The organism is Gordonia sp. B8661-1 (assembly GCF_059427765.1).
On sequence record NZ_JCAHRL010000001.1, the window covers coordinates 63168 to 80534 of the forward strand.

A 17367-nucleotide genomic window follows, 5' to 3' on the forward strand; every position below is an offset into this window, starting at 1 on the left:
CTCGTCAGTTGTTGGCGGGCAGCGCCGCGGCGATCGCGGGCAGCGAGTTGGTGATCAGCAGCAGGACTTCGTCGCGGTCGATGACGGGATCGACGAGCCAGCGGATCGCCGTCTCCTCCACGAAGGACATCCAGCCGTGCACGGCCATCTCGACGGCGGGCGTCACCTCGACGCCCAGGGCGGGCGCGTGGTCGAGGACACGGCCGGCCATCACGCCGCGCGTGTGGTCGAAGACCTCCCGCATCGCCGGATCGGCACTGGCCGATCCGCGCATGAACGCGGTGTAGGCCTCCCGGTTGTCGCTGACGTAATCGATGAACGCCGACATCGAGGCGGCGAGCATGGCGAAGGGGTCGTCGAGGGCGGGATCCGGCGCGGTGCGCTCCAGCATCTCCTCGGCCTGGGCCCGCGCGATCGCGACGTGGAAGTCCTGCCGGGATTCGAAGTAGTGGAACAGCAGTGCCCGCGACACCCCGGCCGCATCGGCGATGGCGTCGATGGACACCTGCTCGAGCGGCCGGTCGCGCAGCATCGCCAGGCCGAGTTCGATCAGCTGGTCGCGGCGGGCCTCCGGACTCATCCGTGTCCGTTTGGTGGGCGATGCACCATCCCGCGTCGTCGTCACCACATCACCGTAAAGCCTTATTGACGAGAATTCAATAAGCTATTGACCGGGGTTCAGTAGACCTCTATGGTGTTGACCATGACAACGAACGATGTCCAAATCGCGATCGTCGGTGCCGGCTTCTCCGGTCTCGGCGCTGCCATCAAACTGCAGCAGGCCGGCTTCGACGACTTCGTGATCCTGGATCGCGGCAACGACTTCGGCGGCACGTGGCGTGACAACACCTATCCCGGTGCCGCATGCGACGTACCGTCGCGCCTGTACTCCTACTCTTTCGCCCAGAATCCCGAGTGGTCGCGGTCCTACTCCCACCAGCCCGAGATCCACCGCTACATCAACTCGGTCGCCGATCGGCACGATATCCGCTCCCGGACGCGCTTCGGCACCGAGGTCGTCCGTGCCGAGTGGAACGAGGACCAGTCCCGCTGGCTCATCGACATCGAGCACGACGGCACCACCGAGCAGATCCGCGCCGAGATCATGGTCGGCGCGGTCGGACCGCTCTGTGAGCCGAATCTGCCCGACATCGCGGGTTTCGACGACTTCCGCGGCGAGATCGTGCACTCGGCCCGCTGGGATCATTCGATCGACTACGCGGGCAAGAAGGTCGCCGTCATCGGCACCGGTGCATCCGCCATCCAGCTCGTCCCCGAGCTCGCGAAGACCGCGGGCCGCGTCGACGTCTATCAGCGCACCGCGCCGTGGATCGTGCCGCGCACCGAACGTTCCTACGCCGGCATCGAGAAGTGGGCCTTCGCGAATGTGCCCGGCTACCAGTCGGCCGTGCGTGGGCTCACCTACACACTCAATGAGGCGACCGCGTTCGGTCTCACCTACTCGCCGAAGGCCCTGAAGCCGGTCGAGCTGGTGTGCCGGGGCAACATCGCCCGCGCCATCCGCGATCCGGAACTGCGCCGCAAGGCCACCCCCACCTTCCAGGTCGGCTGCAAGCGCATCCTGCGGTCCAACGACTGGTACCCGGCCATCGCCCGGGACAACGTCGACCTGGTCACCGACGGCATCGCGAGCATCACCGAGAACGGTGTGCGCACGGTCGACGGCACCGAGCGCGACGTCGACGTCATCGTGGTGGCGACCGGTTTCCACGTCACCGACTCCCCTGTCTTCGGCAAGATCCACGGCGAGGACGGCCGCAGTCTGGCCCAGGTGTGGGACGAGATCGGCATGCAGGGCTACAAGGGCTCGTTCGTCAACGGCTTCCCGAACATGATGCTGATGATCGGACCGTCGACGGGGCTCGGCCACACCTCGATGGTGTACATGATCGAATCGCAGCTCAACTACCTGGTCGACTATCTGAAAACCGTTCGCGCCCAGGGCATCACCCGCACCGAGGTGAAGAGCGACGCGCAGCGCGCCTTCAATTCGAAGGTCCAGCACGACCTGCGCAACAGCGTCTGGGTCAACGGTGGATGTGCCTCCTGGTACAAGGATGCCAACGGCAACATCACCACTCTGTGGCCGGGCTTCACCTTCAACTTCCGGCGCGCCACCCGCGCGTTCGACGTGGCGGCCTACGACGTCGTTCGGGGCCGGAAACCTGCGGCGCAGTCCGCTCCCGCCGCGCCCACCCCCGACACCGTGACCGCCTGAACCAACGCATCCGAGGAGATCAGCAGTGAAAGACTTTCGTGACAAGGTCGTCGTCATCACCGGCGCGGGTTCCGGCATGGGCCGCGACCTCGCCGTCAAACTCGGTCAGATGGGCGCGAAGATCGCCATCTCCGACATGAACCCGACCGGTCTGGCCGAGACCGAGAAGCTCGTCGCCGCCACCGGCGCCGAGGTTCACGCACAGCTCCTGAACGTCGCCGAGCGCGAGGCCGTCCTCGAATACGCCGAGACCGTCAAGAATCACTTCGGCAAGGTCAACGTCATCTTCAACAATGCCGGTATCGCCCATCACGGCGAGGTCGAGCACACGGAATTCAAGGACATCGAGCGCGTGATGGATGTCGACTACTGGGGCGTGGTGAACGGCACCAAGGCCTTCCTGCCGCACATCATCGCGTCGGGCGACGGACACATCGTGAACACGTCGTCGCTGTTCGGTCTGCTCTCGCAGCCCGGCCAGGCCGCCTACAACTCGGCGAAGTTCGCGGTCCGCGGCTTCACCGAGGCGCTCTACCAGGAGATGGCCATCGCCAAGCATCCGGTGAAGGTCACCTGCGTGCACCCCGGCGGCATCAAGACCGCCATCGCCCGCAATGCCACCACCTCCGGCGAGCACGATCAGAAGAAGACGGCCGAACTCTTCGACAAGAAGCTCGCCCGGATGACCTCCGACAAGGCCGCCGACGTCATCATCGACGGTGTGCGCAAGAACAAGGCGCGCGTCCTGGTCGGCGCCGACGCGAAGATCCTCGATGTCCTGGTCCGCCTGGCCGGCTCGAAGTACGAGGCAGTCAGCGCGAAGATCAGCGGGAAGGTTCTCGGCGGAACCCAGTAACCCGCTTCTAGAGTCCATGTTCGGCGAGCCAGCCGGAGGCCAATGCCTCCGGCTTCTCGCCGTTCTCGGCCCTGTGCGTGAGGGTCGCGAGGTCCGCGGTGGTCAGTTCGCCCGCCACCTTGTTGATGGTTTTCACCCGATCCCGGCCGAACACCGCGGTGCGGTACACCGGCACCAGTTCTTCGGCGCGCGGCAGTGCGCCGGTCGCCTCGGCTGGCTTGTCCTTGTCCGGGGCACCCGTGACCGCTTTCCCCTCCTCGGGCTGCTTGGGCAGGCGAAGCGCACGGATCTCACCGGAGTCCGTGTTCCCGCCCTCCTGCCGGGCTTCTTCGACGGCGACGTCGAAGGGCGTCAGTAAGCCGAGTGCGTTTCCGGAGGTGATCCGGTCGACGGCGGCACGCACCGTCGGCACCTGCTCCACGGCGCCGGTGCGGCATCCGGCGGTGGCGATCGCGTCGATCGTGCGCTTCTCGGGTGCTCCGACCACCACGAGCGGCAGCCCCGCGGGCAGACGGCCGCAGTCCGTCAGTTCCACCGCACCGGACCTCTCGGCGAGCGAGGTCGCCACGAAGACCTCGGGGACGGCCGACACCATCGTCGCGTCACCGACCGACACCCCTTGCGGCAGTGATCGATTGACGTCGCGGTAGACATCCTCGGAGGTGCGCGCGTCGAGTTGCGGCGCGAGGTCGCCGAGGAGTTGTCCGGTGAACGCCGGGAACAGGTCGATCGACGCGGTGTCCATCTGGTCGAGCAGTTCGCGGTAGCTGTCAGCGGTGCGCGTGTCCGGCGACACCGCGACTCCGGTGTGGCGGAGTGCCCCGGCGTAGATCTGCACCATCACCGACATCGCCGGGTCGTCGGTACCGCCCAGGATCAGTGCCCGGCTGCCCGGCGAATCGTCGTCGGAGCAGCCCACCAGTACGGCCGCGATGGATGCGGTCACGAGGAACGCGGTTACGAGGCGCTTGATCACGCGACCCACGTTAGCGGTCCGGGAATCGCCTGAGCAGACGAGTAGCATCCTTGCCGTGCCTTCGATACCCAACCTGCGACCCGGCGGGCTCGGACTCGGTGCGCGTAAGGATCGCCGACCGCTGCCGCGTGTCCCGGTGCCCGCCGCCCGAGCCGTGGTGGATTGTGCCGTCTACATCGACGGTGAGCGCCAGCCGGGCCGTGTGTCGTATTCGCAGGCACTGGAGAAGGTGCGGTCGACCGGCGAGGGATTCGTGTGGCTGGGCCTTCACTCTCCCGATGATGCGCAGATGCAGGGTGTGGCCGAGGTCTTCGGGCTCCACGAGTTGATGGTCGAGGACGCGGTGCACGCGCATCAGCGACCCAAGCTGGAGATCTACGACGACACCCAGTTCCTGGTGCTGCGCACCGTCAAATACGTGGAGCACGAGTCGATGGCGCACGCCAGCGAGGTCGTGGAGACCGGCGAGATCATGGTCTTCGTCGGGCCGGACTTCGTGATCACGGTGCGCCACGGCGATCACACTCATCTCTCGGGGGTGCGGCATCTGCTGGAGTCACGGCCGGAGCGCCTCTCGCTGGGGCCCACCGCCGTGCTGCACGCCATCGCCGACCGGGTCGTGGACAGCTATCTCGATGTGACCGAACGGATGGAATCGGACATCGTCGCCATCGAGGAGTCGGTGTTCGGCAAGGGCTGGCTGAACATCGACCCGGTGTATCTGCTGAAGCGGGAGGTGCTGGAACTGCGGCGCGCCGTCACCCCGCTGACGGGGCCGCTGGCGCGGTTGACGGCCGAGAACCCCATGGTGCCCAAGGAGATCCGGCGTCATTTCCGGGATGTCGCCGATCACCTGACCACGGTCATCGACCGGGTGGTGGAGTACGACGAGGTGCTGACCTCGATCCTGGGTGCCGCCGCCGCGAAGGTCGGCATCCAGCAGAACACCGACATGCGCAAGATCTCGGCGTGGGTCGCAATCGGCGCGGTGCCCACGATGGTCGCGGGCATCTACGGAATGAACTTCGATTACATGCCGGAACTTCACATGCACTGGGGGTATCCGGTGGTGATCGGCGCGTTGCTGGTGACGTGTGTGACGCTGTGGGCGGTGTTCCGCCGCAGCAATTGGCTCTGACGACTACAGGGACGCGCTCGCACGCTGGGGGTCACGCACGTCGATGCCGGCTTCCTGCCACGCATCGCGTAGTGCGGCAGCACCTTTCAGACGGACCCATGCCGCTTCGTTGGCGGTGATGGGTACTGCGCGCAGGAGGCGCACCGGGTCGGCGGGCTCGTCGAGCGGCACCTCGCCCAGGTCGTCGACGTCGAGAAGTACCGCGGTGCAGGCCGAACCGCCCCAGAGGGGTTCAGAGAGGTCGACGAGTGCGTCGGGGGCGAGAATCAGGCCTTCGACGCCGGGCGCGGCCGCGACGGTCGCCATCCGGCGGTGCAGACCGGGTAGCGCTTGTGTCGCATGCATTCGTACGACGATCTCGGCGCGAGGCCCCTTCACGGGGTCCGGGTGCAGATCGCTGGGATCGGTCATCGGGTGCCGCGAGCAGCCGACCGTCACGTAGACGAGTTCGGGAGTCGACGACTGTTCGTCGGCGAATCGCAGGACGTCGATCGGTTCCATGCCGAGGAAGGTCACCGACGCTCGCTGAGGTTCGCCGTCGAGTCGTTCCCGGACATGACTGGTCACTCGTTCGGCCACGCTGTCACTCACGTCTCCTACCGTAGTGCGGGCCGTTCAGGCCGCCACGATCGACGGTGGTGCGGTCGAGGTGTGCAGGGCACCGGTGGGTGTGGTGATCTCCATGCGGTGCCTGCCGTCGCCGTCGATCACCTCGTAGCGCCAGCCCTCGGCTTCTTTGGTGCGGTTGTGCGTGATGCAGGCACCGTCGGCGTTGTCGGCGGTCGTTGCTCCACCGGCGTGGTGCGGCGTCGCGTGGTCGATCTCGGCGATGGGCGCGTCGCAGTACGGTGTGCGGCATCGCCGATCGCGTTGTATGACGAAGTCCGCCAAAGCTTTCGGGAACGCACGGGATCGCGAATCCATGGATACGAGCGCACCGTCCGACGGTCGGGCGTAGAGCCTTCGGAGCGTCGACACCGTCGGATCGTCGGCGTCGAGACCAGTGCGGACGAGCGCCCTGGCGATCTCGGCGGGTATCGGACCGTATCCGGGCACCTGCGCGACATCGTCGGCGTCGCCGAGGAGCACGCGGTCCGACATCACGACCGTCACCGCCACCGGGACCGCGTTCGCGCGGGTTTGCCCGGTGACACGTTCGACGAGTGGTCAACCAGTCGAGCAGTCTCACGCACCTGCATCGCGGCGCACGCCGACTTCACCTCTTCGAGAACTGTCAACCGGTCGATCGCGTCCCCGTGCGACGCGGCCGCTGTCAGGTTGCCGAGTTCAGTAACCAACCGCCGTATATCCAAGGTCGAGTCACACATGCCCACCCCCGATGAACGTTTCGAATATATGTTCGACTCTAGCCGCCGCCTATCCGATTTGCAACGTCTGACGCATTCGATCGTCATTCATTGAACCGACGCCTGCGTCCTTTCGGGTAATTCCTACTTGACACCACCTGTGACAGAAACCATCGTTAGTGCACACCCACCATCGACCCGAGGTTTCAGTGGACTCCACTCACTCGAAAACGCTGTTCACGCGGATAGTTTCCATCTTTTTCGTACCGCTTCTCACACTATTTACCATTTCACTCGTCGCAACACCGGCGTCAGCATCACCAAATTGCGACACCCTGCCATCTCGGATACAAGCACACAACGCACAGGCAGCGCGTCACAACGCAAGCCCGCCGAACCCGAACAATGCTGCTGCCGTCGCCGCGTACAACGCGGAAGCCGATCAAGGTAACGCACGGGCCGTAGCGCTGAACTCGGAGGCGGATGGGTGCCGGAGTCAGGGGTACAAAGTCCCTGAGATCGTCGGCCCAAAATCACCCCGGACTCCAGAAGGCAAACGACCCGAGCACGTGCTTCCGAAAGGCGGAAGCGACACGAAGACAAAGATGCTGGAAGATCTCCGAAAGTCGAATTGGCAGCCGAACTGGTCTTCCAAGAAGGGCGCCGACTCTCAGAAGAACGCTTTCAGTCATTGGGATAAGCATGGCAGGGAGTTCACCCCACATGGGAGTCCGATAATTCCCCCGCAGCTATACGCTCAACTCGCCAACCGGTTTGTCAAGAATCCACCCCCCGGAACACTGTCCTGGACGCGGCCCGGAACGGGCGAAAAGGTCTTCTACAACCCGTCTTCGAATACTTTCGCTTCCACAACCAGTTCGGGCGCGATCAAGACATTCTTCAAACCCAGCGGAGACTCGTCCGGATACTGGCTGGAACAGTTACTCAATGATCCACTCAAAGCAATAACCCGAGGATTTCAATCAATAGTCGCTGGAATACCGGAGATGCTACCAATACCATAGCGCCATGACAGATCGCATGCGTCTCGACCTGACTCCCACCGAGCGCGAGGTCCTGTGGGTCGGCCTCTCACAGTGGGGTGGCCCCGTGGCACTTCGCGACGACGTAGCCCGGCTCGTCGGGTTCGCGGACGCCGCAGAATTTTACGCGCAGCGCAGCGGCCTGATCGACGGAGCGTTATCTCATGGTTTGACACCGACGGAATGGCGCCAGAGTGTAGCGCTCACGGAATTCGCCTTCATCAGTGACGATTTCGGGCTCGGATCGGAGTGGACGGACTTCACAGAGCTACCTGACGAGCAGACCGTCGAGGCGATTCGAGGACTGCAGGACCGATTGAGGTACGAAGTGCCTGGCTAGACGAACTCCCGGGTGCCATGTGCAAAGTCATCTGCTGCGCGACAGCCGTCCATCTACCCTGGACTTGTGGTACGTGTTCTTGCGGTGGCCGACGAGGTGATCGACTCCTTGACCTGTGGGGTCGGTGTCGAGCACAAGCCCGACCTGATCCTGGGGGCCGGCGACCTGCCGTTCGACTATCTCGAGTCGCTGTCCACGCAATTCGACGCACCGTGTGTGTTCGTGCCGGGCAATCACGACCCGGATCTGCGGGGGTTCCGGCGCGGGCGGGGAGGCTGGACGCGGGCCGGACTGCCGGCCGACGATCCCGGCCCGTGCGGAGCGGTCAACGCCGACGGTCGTATCGTCGGAGTCGCGGGTGTGCGCATCGCGGGGCTGGGCGGCTGCCGCCGATACCGCCCGGGGCCGAATCAGTACAGCGAGTTCCGGCAGCGCATGCGGTCGTGGCAGCTACGACGACCCGGCGCCCGCGTCGACATCGTCCTCACCCACAGCCCGGCCCGTGACGTCGGAGACGGCGACGACCTTCCGCACCGCGGGTTCGAGTGCTATCACGGAATGGTGCGCGCACTTCGTCCCGCTCTTCTGGTGCACGGCCACGTCCACCCCTACGGCTCGCGGCCGGCGGATCTGCCCATCGGCACCGGAACCACCTCGATGAACGTGGTGGGCTACTGCCAATTCGACATAACACCCGGCACCGGCGCCGTCGAGGTGATGAGGAGGCGTCATGGCGCGTGACACCGGATTTCCCGTCGCCGACGCGGAGAACGACTTCACCCGAATGCGCCGGCGCGCCGAAATGGCCCGTCTCGCAGCGTGGTTCACGCGGCAGCCGTCCGACGTCAACACGATTCTGCCGTTCGACGAGGTGGTCGCCGCACTCGGGCGCACCGGCGAGACGGCGCTCGGTCTGCAACAGGTCGAGGTGTCGTCGATCGTCGGGAGCGTCGACCGCACCAAGGATTTCGATCGGTACTTCCGCCCCACCGCGGCGCACGTGCGGGAACGGTGGCAGCGTCTCGCCGCGGCCCAGCGGCGGGGCGAGTCGGTGCCGCCGGTCATCCTGTACCGCATCGGTGACATGCATTTCGTCGTCGACGGTCATCACCGCGTGTCCATCGCCATCGCACGTCATCTCGACGTCATCGACGCCTACGTGACCGAAATCCACACGCGTATATCACCGGAGGGCATCAACGCACCGTCGGATCTGATTCTCAAGGATCACCGGCGCCTTTTCCTGTCCCGCGTGCCGCTGACCGGGAAATCCGCGGAGGCGATCCGCCTGTCCGATCCGTTCGACTACGCCGAACTCGCGGAAAGCGTGGAGGCCTGGGGTTTTCGGCTGTCGCAGGAACTCGGCGAGTTCCTCGACCGGACGGAGACCGCACGCCGATGGTTCGGCGAGGAATTCCTGCCGGTCGTGCGGATGGCGCGGCGGGCCGACATCCGCCCCGACCTCACCAGTGACGCGGAACTGTACATGTGGGTGGCCTGCGAGCGTTACCGCCTTGTGCGCAAACATGTTTGGGACGACGAGATCCTGCAGGAACTGCACGAGCAAGGACGGAGACGCCGATGACCGTCACCCCCGCCGACGCCGATCGGCTCCGTCGCTGCATCGACCTCGCCCGCGAGGCGCTCGACGACGGTGACGAACCCTTCGGCTCCACCCTGGTCTCCGCCGACGGCGCCGAACTCTTCGCCGACCGCAACCGTGTGTCGGGCGGTGACCACACCCGGCATCCCGAGTTCGCCATCGCGCGGTGGGCGGCCGAGAACCTCACACCCGACGAGCGGGCAAGCGCGACCGTGTACACCTCCGGCGAACACTGCCCCATGTGTTCGGCCGCCCATGCGTGGGTCGGCCTGGGGCGCATCGTGTTCGCCGGTTCCGCGGCGCAACTCGGCGAGTGGCGCGCGTCATGGGGAGCGCCAGCGTCACCGGTCGCGGCCCTGCCCATCCGGCAGGTCGCGCCCGGCATCCCGGTCGACGGTCCTGTCGACGAATTCGCCGACGAGCTCCGCGACCTGCATCACGCGTCGGTCAGCCGCGGAGATTGACCCCGGTCGCCTGATCGAAGACCGCGATCTTGCTTGCGTCATAGAACAATTCGGCGTCCTGTCCACGCTGGACACGGGACTCCGGCGACAGCCGGGCGATCATCTGTCCGCCACCGATCTCGGCTCCGGCGTCCGCGGACAGCTCGGCGAGTTCGGCACTCGCGGGCGTGGCCGCGTTCTCCACCGTGAAGTAGGCGTAGATGTCCGAACCCATCGACTCGAGGACGTCGACGCGGGCGGTGAAGCTCGCGCCCTTCGACCGGGCCAGCGGATCCACGAGCGCGGCATCCTCGAGGTGTTCGGGGCGGATACCGACGAGAACCTCACCGGAGCTCTGTGCCCGTTGGGCATTGGCCACGATCTGCTGATGGTCCGGCAGCGAGATGCGGCCGATCGGGGTCTCGATGCCGTCGCCGGCCAGACGTCCGGGCAGGAAGTTCATCGACGGCGAACCGATGAACCCGGCGACGAACAGGTTCGCCGGAGTGTTGTACAACTCCTGCGGGGTGCCGATCTGCTGCACATGGCCACTGCGCATGACGACCACGCGATCACCCAGGGTCATCGCCTCGGTCTGATCGTGGGTGACGTACACCGTGGTGGTATTCAGCCTGCTCTGCAGCCGGGCGATCTCGGCGCGCATCTGCACGCGGAGTTTGGCGTCCAGGTTCGACAGTGGCTCGTCCATCAGGAATGCCTTGGGCGAGCGCACGATCGCGCGGCCCATCGCCACGCGCTGACGCTGACCGCCGGACAGGTTGGCCGGCTTGCGATCCAGGTACTGGCCGAGGTCGAGGATGCGTGCGGCCTCGTCGACCTTCTCCGCCACCTGCGCCTTCGGCATCTTCGCCAGGGTGAGTGGGAACGCGATGTTCTCCCGCACCGACATGTGCGGGTACAGCGCGTAACTCTGGAACACCATGGCGATGTCCCGGTCCTTGGGTGCCCGTTCGTTGACACGTTCACCACCGATGCGGAGTTCACCGGAGGTGATGTCCTCCAGGCCCGCGATCATGTTGAGCGTGGTCGACTTACCGCAGCCGGAGGGGCCCACCAGGATGATGAACTCACCGTCGGCGATCACCACGTCGACACCGTGCACGGCGGTCGATCCGTCGGGGTACTGCTTGGTGACGTTGTCCAGAACGATCTCGGCCATGGGTTATCCCTTCACGGCGCCGGAGGTCAGACCGGCCACGATTCGACGTTGGAAGAAGAGCACGAAGATGATGATCGGAATGGTGATGACCACGGCGGCCGCGGCGATCGATCCGGTGGGCTCCTCGAACTGGCTGGCACCGGTGAAGTTGGAGATCGCGACCGGCGCGGTGATCGCCCGCTCGGTGGATGTCAGGGACAAGGCGAGCAGCAGGTCATTCCAGGCGAAGATGAACACCAGGATCGCGGCGGTCACCACGCCGGGCGCCGCGAGCGGTGCGATCACCTTGGTAAACGCCTGCCACGGGGTGGCCCCGTCCATCTTGGCCGCCTTCTCCAGTTCCCACGGGATCTCCCGGAAGAACGCCGACAGCGTATAGATCGCCAACGGCAGCGCGAACGTGATGTACGGGATGATCAGGCCCGGCCAGGTGTCGAACAGGCCGACGGCCCGCTCGATGTTGAACAGCGGTGTGACGAGCGAGATCTGCGGGAACATCGCGATCAGCAGAGCCGCACCGATGAGCAGCTTCTTACCCGGGAAGTCCAGGCGCGCAACGGCATAGGCGGCCATCGTGCCGAGGATCACCGCGATGAGCGTGGTGATGAGGCCGATGCCGATCGAGTTGCGCAGGGCACTGGTGAACGCGCCGGTCTCGAAGATCCCCTTGTAGTTGTCCCAGGTCCACTGACGCGGGATGAAGTTGCCGTCCTTGACGCTGCCGGGCGGCTTGAACGACAGGCTCACGATCCACAGCAACGGAATGACGGCGTAGAGCACCACCAGAACGTTGGCCACGGTCCACCAGACCTTGCTGCTGACACCTTGTTTCATGGTCGCGCCTACCTCCCCTCATTGTCGGAGCCGGGCGCGGAGGTACCGAAGCCCTTGATGAACACGAACGCGATGATCGCGACGCACACGAAGATCAGGATGCTGATGGCCGAACCGACACCGAGGTTGAATGCCTTGAACAGGTTGTCGTAGCCGAGCATCGACACCGAGTACGTGTTGTTCGAGCCCTTGGTGAGCACGTAGATGTTGTCGAACACGCGGAAGGCGTCGAGCGTACGGAACAGCAACGCCACCAGGATCGCAGGCTTCATCAGCGGAATGATGATGCGCCACAGTCTCGTCCACGCCCCTGCACCGTCCACCTGGGCGGCCTTCAGCAGGTCGTCGGGCACCAGGGCCAGACCAGCCAGCAACAGCAGCGCCATGAACGGCGTCGTCTTCCACACCTCGGCGAGGATGATGATGAACAGCGACGGCCACTGCTCGGTGAGCGGCGCGCTGCCGTCGGGCAGCAGATTCGCCAGATAGCCGGTCTCCGGTGTCCACGCGTAGTACCAGGAGAACGCCGCCGCCACCGTCACGATGCCGTACGGGATGAGGACGACGGTGCGGATCGTTCCGCGCCCGAAGATGGTGCGGTGCATGACAAGTGCGATCGCCATGCCCAGCACGAGTTCGATCAGCACCGAGATCACGGTGATGAACAGGGTCACGCCGAGCGCCGTCCACCAGTAGCTGTCCTGCAGGACGGTCACGTAGTTCGAGAACCAGACGAACTCGCGCTGCCCGGGTGCGGACAGGCTCTCCTTGTTCAGCGACAACCAGAACGCATAGATGATCGGATAGCCGGTCACCAGCAGCATGAGCAGCGCCGCGGGTGCCACGAGCCAGAACGCCAGGCGGCGCTCGGCGGATCGTCCCGCGCTGATCTTCCGCTTGCCCGCCGGTTCCTCGACCTCGTCCTCCTCGGTCACCGTCACCACCGAGGTCGTGGTGGCCGGAACCGGCGCCGCCGTCGACCCACCCATGTCCTCGGGCGGAACCCACGCCGCGGCACCCGATTCCGCCGCGTGCTCCGGCACCGGCGACGCCCCCTGGGGCGGTCGCAGCCACGGCTCCACCGGGGTGGGCGCATCGTCGGGCAGGGAATGGCGTCCCGCCCGGCCCGGCTGATCGTTCTCGTACGGATCGTTGCCGCCACCGGTCGTCATGGGATCAGACCCTCTCCGTTGATCGCGCGCTGCACCTGCTCGGCGAGCTCATCGACCAGGGTGTCCGGATCCCAGCCACCGACCGGGCTGAGCTTGGCCACCAGCAACGTCGAGATCGCCTGATACACCGGGGATGCCGGCCGCACCGCCGCGCTGCCCTCCTCGAGCTGGGCGCGGATGTCGTCGCCCATCGGATAGGCCGCCTTGAAGTCCGGATCATCGTAGATCGACGAGATCGTCGGTGGCGTACCGCCTTCCACCGAGTAGACCTTCTGGGCCGCCGCGTTGGTCATGCAGTCGGCGGCCCGGAACGCCAGATCCTTCTGCTGCGACGTGTTCGCGACGGCGATGTTGATGCCGCCGATGGTCGACTTGGCCGGATTGTCGCGGCTCACGCCCGGGTAGCGGGCGAAGTCGAACTTGGTGCGCACCAGTCGATTCACCGGCCCCAACTCGCTGTCCGGCGGAGGATTGTCGCTGTCGGCGAACATCTTCGCGAACTTCTTCATCTCCGGGAAGAACGCGACGTCGCCCGCCGCGGCGTTGGACCGCATCGACGAGAAGACGAACGGCCAGTTGATCTCGAAGGTCGCCTTGCCGGTCTCCATGCCCAGACGTGCCGACGACTCATCGGAATTCGAGATCGACGGGTCGTGGCCCGGCGCGGTGGCGACCGCCTTGAGGATCTGCAGCGCCTTCACGGTCGCCGCCCGGTGCTCCGGGGTGTCGGCGAGCGTCACCTTCGACGGATCGTTCGGATCGACGACCTGTCCCCCGGCACTGGCCAGTACCGAGTTGAACCACACCATCAGGCCCTCGTACTGCTTGCCCTGCACCATGATGTAGCTCGGGCCGCCCTTGGCGGTGATCTGCTTGTTGTCCGCGAGCAACTCGTCCCAGGTCGTCGGCGGACGATTCTTGTTCAGGTACTTGCGCAGCACGTCGGGGCGATACCAGAGCAGCTGCGTATTGGTCCACGTCGGAATGGCGTACAGCCGCTTGTCGGCGTCGTTCTTCGTCTTCCACGTAGCGGTGGCGAGCGGTCCGCCGAGGTTCTCGTCGTTGACCCGCTTGGCCAATTCGTCGGGCACCGGCACCAGCCAGCCCGCATCGGCGAACTCGGCCGTCCACACGACGTCCATGCCCATCAGATCCAGACCGTGGTCATTGCCCGCGAGCCTGCGTGCCAGCTGCAGTCGCTGGTCGTCGGCGGATTTCGGCAGCGGGGTCGTCACCACCTTGTAGGCGCCCCCGGATTCGGCCGAGCATTTGTCGCCGACCTTCTCGATGAACGATGCACCGTCGGCCGGGGGATAGATGTTGAGCACCTTGGGCGTGTAGCCCGAACCGCATGCGGTGACGATCGGCAGTGCCGTCGCCAGGGCCGCGGCCGCGATCGCGGCTCGCCGGGCGACACTCGCCCGGCCACCGCGGGTCTGGCCCGCCCGACCGAAAACTGTTGCCCGATCACGGTTTTGGTCGGGTTGGGAACTGCCGGACCGGAACCTCACGCAGCCTCCTCGAAGTCGTCGCGGCGCAGCCACTCCACAGGTGACTCCTGCGTCCGCTGCGTAAGGTTATATCTGCCCCCGATCGTGACACGCAACACATTCGGCATGGGCGTGCCAGTTCGTGCCCAATCGTGACCTACCCGTTGCGGCGTCAGACGACGAGCTTGGCCAGCAGGTCACGGGCCCGCTCTGCGCTGCGCGGATCACACAGCACGTCGTAGCGTCCCGCGACCAACTGCATCGTCGAGGCGAAATCGCGTTGTCCGCGTGTCGCCGCGTACGGCACGACCGCCGAGATGAGACCGAAGATGACGCCACCGACGATGCCGATGACCAGCGGTGCGATCCCCAGACCGGACACCACGAGCATCACGAGCAGGCCGATGAACACACCGAGCCAGGCACCGGAGACGATGCCGCCGCCGATCACCTTGCCCCAGGTGAGACGTCCGATGACGCGTTCGACCTGCATGAGGTCGACGCCGACGATCGTCACGTCCTGCACGGTGAAGTTCTCGTCGGAGAGATAGTCGACGGCTCGCTGGGCCTCGGCGTAGGTGCCGTAGGAACCGATCGGCCAGCCCTTCGGCGGCGTCGGCAGCCCCGGGGCCTGCCGTCCCTGATTCATCGGGTTGGTCATTGCTTCCTCCATCGTTGACAGCAGGCGGTCACCGCGGACGACGACGCCTGCGCACTCCCCGACAAGCTTGCCATTACCCTTACTCCCATGGCGTCGGTCAACAAGGTATTTGTGGCCAGATTGGCCGGATTGGCCGTACTGGGACCCGACGGCGAGTCCATCGGACGCGTCGGCGACGCGGTGATCGCCATCCGGACGAGCGGCCAGCAACCCCGGGTACTGGGGCTCGCGGTGGAACTCACCACGCGGCGGCGCATTTTCGTCCCGATGCTGCGGGTCACCGCCATCGAGCCCCAGGCGGTCACCCTCAACACCGGTTCGGTCAATCTGCGTCGACTACATCTGCGCCCGGGCGAGGCCCTGGCGATCGGTCAGGTCCTCGGTTCACGCGTGCGCGTCGACGATCCGGATCTGCCCCAGCTCGAGAACGTGGAGCTGACGGTCGCCGATCTCGGCATCGAACGCACTCGAACTCGCGACTGGGTCGTGTCGCGGGTCGCGGTTCGCCTCGGCCGCAAGGGTTTCCGACGGCGCAGCGAGACCTTCGTCGTCGAGTGGCACACCGTGCGCGGACTGACACCGACCTCGCTGGAGCTACCGGATCAGGGCGTTGCACAGGCATTGAGCGAGTTCGAGGGGATGCGCCCCGCCGACGTCGCGATCGCGCTGCGCGAGATGTCCGCCCGGCGCCGCGACCAGATCGCCGCGGCATTCGACGACGAACGTCTCGCCGACGTGCTGCAGGAGCTCCCGCCCGACGACCAGACCGATCTGCTCGCCCAGCTCGACGTCGGACGCGCGGTCGACGTACTCGAGGCCATGGACCCCGACGACGCCGCCGACCTGCTGGGCGAGCTACCCGACGCCGAAGCGGAATCCTTTCTGGCACGCATGGATCCGGAGGACTCCGAGCCCGTGCGCCGCCTGCTCACCCACCTCCCGGATACCGCGGGCGGCATGATGACACCGGAGCCGATCATCGTCACCGCATCCACCACCGTCGCCGAAACCCTTGCGCGCGTACGTGACCCGGAGGTCACCCCGGCGGCGGCCAGTCTGGTCTTCGTCGTGCGGCCGCCCACCTCCACCCCCACCGGCAAATACCTCGGCTGTGTTCACCTGCAGGCGCTGCTGCGCGAGCCCCCGGCAAACATCGTCGGCGGCATCCTCGACAGCGACCTGCCCGTACTGCGCCCGGAGGAATCCCTGGAAGCGGTCACGCGGTACTTCGCGACCTACAACCTGGTGTGCGGGCCGGTGGTCGACGACGAACAGCACCTGCTCGGCGCGGTCAGCGTGGACGACCTCCTCGACGAGATGCTGCCCCGCGACTGGCGCGAGACCGAACCCGACGACGACACCGCGGAGGCAGGCGCATGAGCGCGGAACCCGGTGGCCGCAAGCTGGACACACCGCAGGTCCGTCGGCGCATCTCGTTCAACATGGACTCCGACATCGTCGGCGTCTATGCCGAACGCGTCGCGCGTTTCCTCGGCACCGGCCGCTACCTCGCCTTCCAGACGGTCTTCGTCATCGTCTGGATCATTCTCAACCTGATCGTCTGGAACCTGCGCTGGGATCCGTACCCGTTCATTCTTCTGAATCTGGCGTTCTCCACACAGGCGGCATATGCGGCACCTCTGATCCTGCTGGCGCAGAACCGGCAGGAGAACCGGGACCGCATCTCGCTCGACGAGGACCGGAGCCGGGCCGCGCAGACCAAGGCCGACACCGAGTTCCTGGCCCGCGAACTGGCCGCGGTGCGGCTGGCGGTCGGCGACACCGTCAGCCGCGACTACCTGCGCAAAGAACTCGACGACCTGCTCGAGGAACTCACTGAACGCCTCACCGCACGGCCCGACCTGGACAAGCCCATCGGCGACGACGAACCGCAATCGGACGCGCGACCGAACGGCAACTGACCTGCATCGCTCATCCACTGTGGCGTAGAAAAGTCGGGTTCGTGTACTGGAGCGAACGTCCCATATGTATGGTGGGTCACATCGTCGGACTCGGATCATCACAGTGGCCGAGCAGCTCCGAAACAGGCGCCCGGGGGCAAGGTATGTACAGGTGTGACAACGT

At 65.7% G+C, this 17367-nt stretch carries 18 protein-coding genes; 9 read left to right on the forward strand and 9 right to left on the reverse strand.

What is annotated here, in order from left to right; translation table 11 throughout:
• Positions 1-4 precede the first annotated feature (4 nt).
• Complete coding sequence (locus AC4JJG_RS00260) at positions 5-580, reverse strand: TetR/AcrR family transcriptional regulator (protein ID WP_495399650.1); 576 nt, start codon at positions 578-580, stop codon at positions 5-7.
• A 123-nt stretch (positions 581-703) separates the two neighbouring features.
• Between AC4JJG_RS00260 and AC4JJG_RS00265 the strand changes: the two genes are divergently transcribed.
• The gene (locus AC4JJG_RS00265; protein ID WP_495399514.1) at positions 704-2239 is read left to right on the forward strand and encodes a flavin-containing monooxygenase; all 1536 of its coding nucleotides are present in this window, start codon (positions 704-706) and stop codon (positions 2237-2239) included.
• A 25-nt stretch (positions 2240-2264) separates the two neighbouring features.
• Positions 2265-3095 carry an SDR family NAD(P)-dependent oxidoreductase gene (locus AC4JJG_RS00270; RefSeq protein ID WP_495399513.1) on the forward strand — a complete coding sequence of 277 codons (831 nt, stop codon included), beginning with the start codon at positions 2265-2267 and terminating at the stop codon, positions 3093-3095.
• A gap of 7 nt (positions 3096-3102) precedes the next feature.
• Here AC4JJG_RS00270 and AC4JJG_RS00275 read toward each other — a convergent pair whose 3' ends face one another.
• Positions 3103-4071: a type 2 periplasmic-binding domain-containing protein gene (locus AC4JJG_RS00275; RefSeq protein WP_495399512.1), complete on the reverse strand. Its 969-nt coding sequence runs from the start codon at positions 4069-4071 to the stop codon at positions 3103-3105.
• Positions 4072-4135: 64 nt separating this feature from the next.
• On the opposite strand from AC4JJG_RS00275, the gene AC4JJG_RS00280 reads away from it, so the two are divergent.
• On the forward strand, positions 4136-5209 hold the full coding sequence (locus AC4JJG_RS00280) for a magnesium and cobalt transport protein CorA (protein ID WP_495399649.1): 1074 nt from the start codon (positions 4136-4138) through the stop codon (positions 5207-5209).
• Positions 5210-5212: 3 nt separating this feature from the next.
• Here AC4JJG_RS00280 and AC4JJG_RS00285 read toward each other — a convergent pair whose 3' ends face one another.
• A complete protein-coding gene (locus tag AC4JJG_RS00285) occupies positions 5213-5800 on the reverse strand; it encodes a suppressor of fused domain protein (RefSeq protein WP_495399511.1) in 588 nt (195 codons plus the stop codon).
• A 24-nt stretch (positions 5801-5824) separates the two neighbouring features.
• Complete coding sequence (locus AC4JJG_RS00290) at positions 5825-6313, reverse strand: hypothetical protein (RefSeq protein ID WP_495399510.1); 489 nt, start codon at positions 6311-6313, stop codon at positions 5825-5827.
• Between the two features lie 1232 nt (positions 6314-7545).
• Between AC4JJG_RS00290 and AC4JJG_RS00295 the strand changes: the two genes are divergently transcribed.
• The 4 genes from AC4JJG_RS00295 (at position 7546) to AC4JJG_RS00310 (ending at position 9966) form a co-directional block, all read left to right on the forward strand.
• On the forward strand, positions 7546-7899 hold the full coding sequence (locus AC4JJG_RS00295; RefSeq protein WP_495405733.1) for a hypothetical protein: 354 nt from the start codon (positions 7546-7548) through the stop codon (positions 7897-7899).
• Between the two features lie 66 nt (positions 7900-7965).
• The gene (locus AC4JJG_RS00300; protein ID WP_495399508.1) at positions 7966-8640 is read left to right on the forward strand and encodes a metallophosphoesterase family protein; all 675 of its coding nucleotides are present in this window, start codon (positions 7966-7968) and stop codon (positions 8638-8640) included.
• The gene (locus AC4JJG_RS00305) at positions 8630-9484 is read left to right on the forward strand and encodes a chromosome partitioning protein ParB (protein ID WP_495399507.1); all 855 of its coding nucleotides are present in this window, start codon (positions 8630-8632) and stop codon (positions 9482-9484) included. Before AC4JJG_RS00300 ends, AC4JJG_RS00305 begins: the two co-directional genes overlap by 11 nt.
• Entirely contained in the window at positions 9481-9966 is a 486-nt protein-coding gene (locus tag AC4JJG_RS00310; protein WP_495399506.1) for a nucleoside deaminase, read from the forward strand. Before AC4JJG_RS00305 ends, AC4JJG_RS00310 begins: the two co-directional genes overlap by 4 nt.
• Here the strand turns inward: AC4JJG_RS00310 and AC4JJG_RS00315 are convergent.
• The 5 genes from AC4JJG_RS00315 to AC4JJG_RS00335 form a co-directional block, all read right to left on the reverse strand.
• Positions 9950-11125, reverse strand: coding sequence for an ABC transporter ATP-binding protein (locus AC4JJG_RS00315; protein WP_495399505.1), 1176 nt, complete (start codon positions 11123-11125; stop codon positions 9950-9952). The two genes, AC4JJG_RS00310 and AC4JJG_RS00315, sit on opposite strands and share 17 nt — an antisense overlap.
• 3 nt (positions 11126-11128) lie before the next feature.
• On the reverse strand, positions 11129-11959 hold the full coding sequence (locus tag AC4JJG_RS00320) for a carbohydrate ABC transporter permease (protein WP_495399504.1): 831 nt from the start codon (positions 11957-11959) through the stop codon (positions 11129-11131).
• Between the two features lie 8 nt (positions 11960-11967).
• Positions 11968-13131: a carbohydrate ABC transporter permease gene (locus AC4JJG_RS00325; protein ID WP_495399503.1), complete on the reverse strand. Its 1164-nt coding sequence runs from the start codon at positions 13129-13131 to the stop codon at positions 11968-11970.
• Positions 13128-14528, reverse strand: coding sequence for an extracellular solute-binding protein (locus AC4JJG_RS00330; RefSeq protein ID WP_495399648.1), 1401 nt, complete (start codon positions 14526-14528; stop codon positions 13128-13130). The genes AC4JJG_RS00325 and AC4JJG_RS00330 overlap by 4 nt, the downstream gene beginning before the upstream one ends.
• 265 nt (positions 14529-14793) lie before the next feature.
• A complete protein-coding gene (locus tag AC4JJG_RS00335; protein ID WP_495399502.1) occupies positions 14794-15282 on the reverse strand; it encodes a YflT domain-containing protein in 489 nt (162 codons plus the stop codon).
• Between the two features lie 87 nt (positions 15283-15369).
• On the opposite strand from AC4JJG_RS00335, the gene AC4JJG_RS00340 reads away from it, so the two are divergent.
• Positions 15370-16662, forward strand: coding sequence for a magnesium transporter MgtE N-terminal domain-containing protein (locus AC4JJG_RS00340; protein WP_495399501.1), 1293 nt, complete (start codon positions 15370-15372; stop codon positions 16660-16662).
• Positions 16659-17204 (forward strand): DUF1003 domain-containing protein, encoded by a 546-nt coding sequence (locus AC4JJG_RS00345; protein ID WP_495399500.1) that lies wholly within the window; start codon positions 16659-16661, stop codon positions 17202-17204. Before AC4JJG_RS00340 ends, AC4JJG_RS00345 begins: the two co-directional genes overlap by 4 nt.
• Positions 17205-17367 lie beyond the last annotated feature (163 nt).

Bases quoted from the DNA above. Each gene is read 5' to 3' on its own strand.
- AC4JJG_RS00345 (WP_495399500.1), top strand. From the start codon at position 16,659: ATGAGCGCGGAACCCGGTGGCCGCAAGCTGGACACACCGCAGGTCCGT.
- AC4JJG_RS00260 (WP_495399650.1), bottom strand. From the start codon at position 580: ATGAGTCCGGAGGCCCGCCGCGACCAGCTGATCGAACTCGGCCTGGCG.
- AC4JJG_RS00320 (WP_495399504.1), bottom strand. From the start codon at position 11,959: ATGAAACAAGGTGTCAGCAGCAAGGTCTGGTGGACCGTGGCCAACGTT.
- AC4JJG_RS00305 (WP_495399507.1), top strand. From the start codon at position 8,630: ATGGCGCGTGACACCGGATTTCCCGTCGCCGACGCGGAGAACGACTTC.
- AC4JJG_RS00325 (WP_495399503.1), bottom strand. From the start codon at position 13,131: ATGACGACCGGTGGCGGCAACGATCCGTACGAGAACGATCAGCCGGGC.
- AC4JJG_RS00340 (WP_495399501.1), top strand. From the start codon at position 15,370: ATGGCGTCGGTCAACAAGGTATTTGTGGCCAGATTGGCCGGATTGGCC.
- AC4JJG_RS00265 (WP_495399514.1), top strand. From the start codon at position 704: ATGACAACGAACGATGTCCAAATCGCGATCGTCGGTGCCGGCTTCTCC.
- AC4JJG_RS00335 (WP_495399502.1), bottom strand. From the start codon at position 15,282: ATGACCAACCCGATGAATCAGGGACGGCAGGCCCCGGGGCTGCCGACG.
- AC4JJG_RS00315 (WP_495399505.1), bottom strand. From the start codon at position 11,125: ATGGCCGAGATCGTTCTGGACAACGTCACCAAGCAGTACCCCGACGGA.
- AC4JJG_RS00295 (WP_495405733.1), top strand. From the start codon at position 7,546: ATGACAGATCGCATGCGTCTCGACCTGACTCCCACCGAGCGCGAGGTC.
- AC4JJG_RS00310 (WP_495399506.1), top strand. From the start codon at position 9,481: ATGACCGTCACCCCCGCCGACGCCGATCGGCTCCGTCGCTGCATCGAC.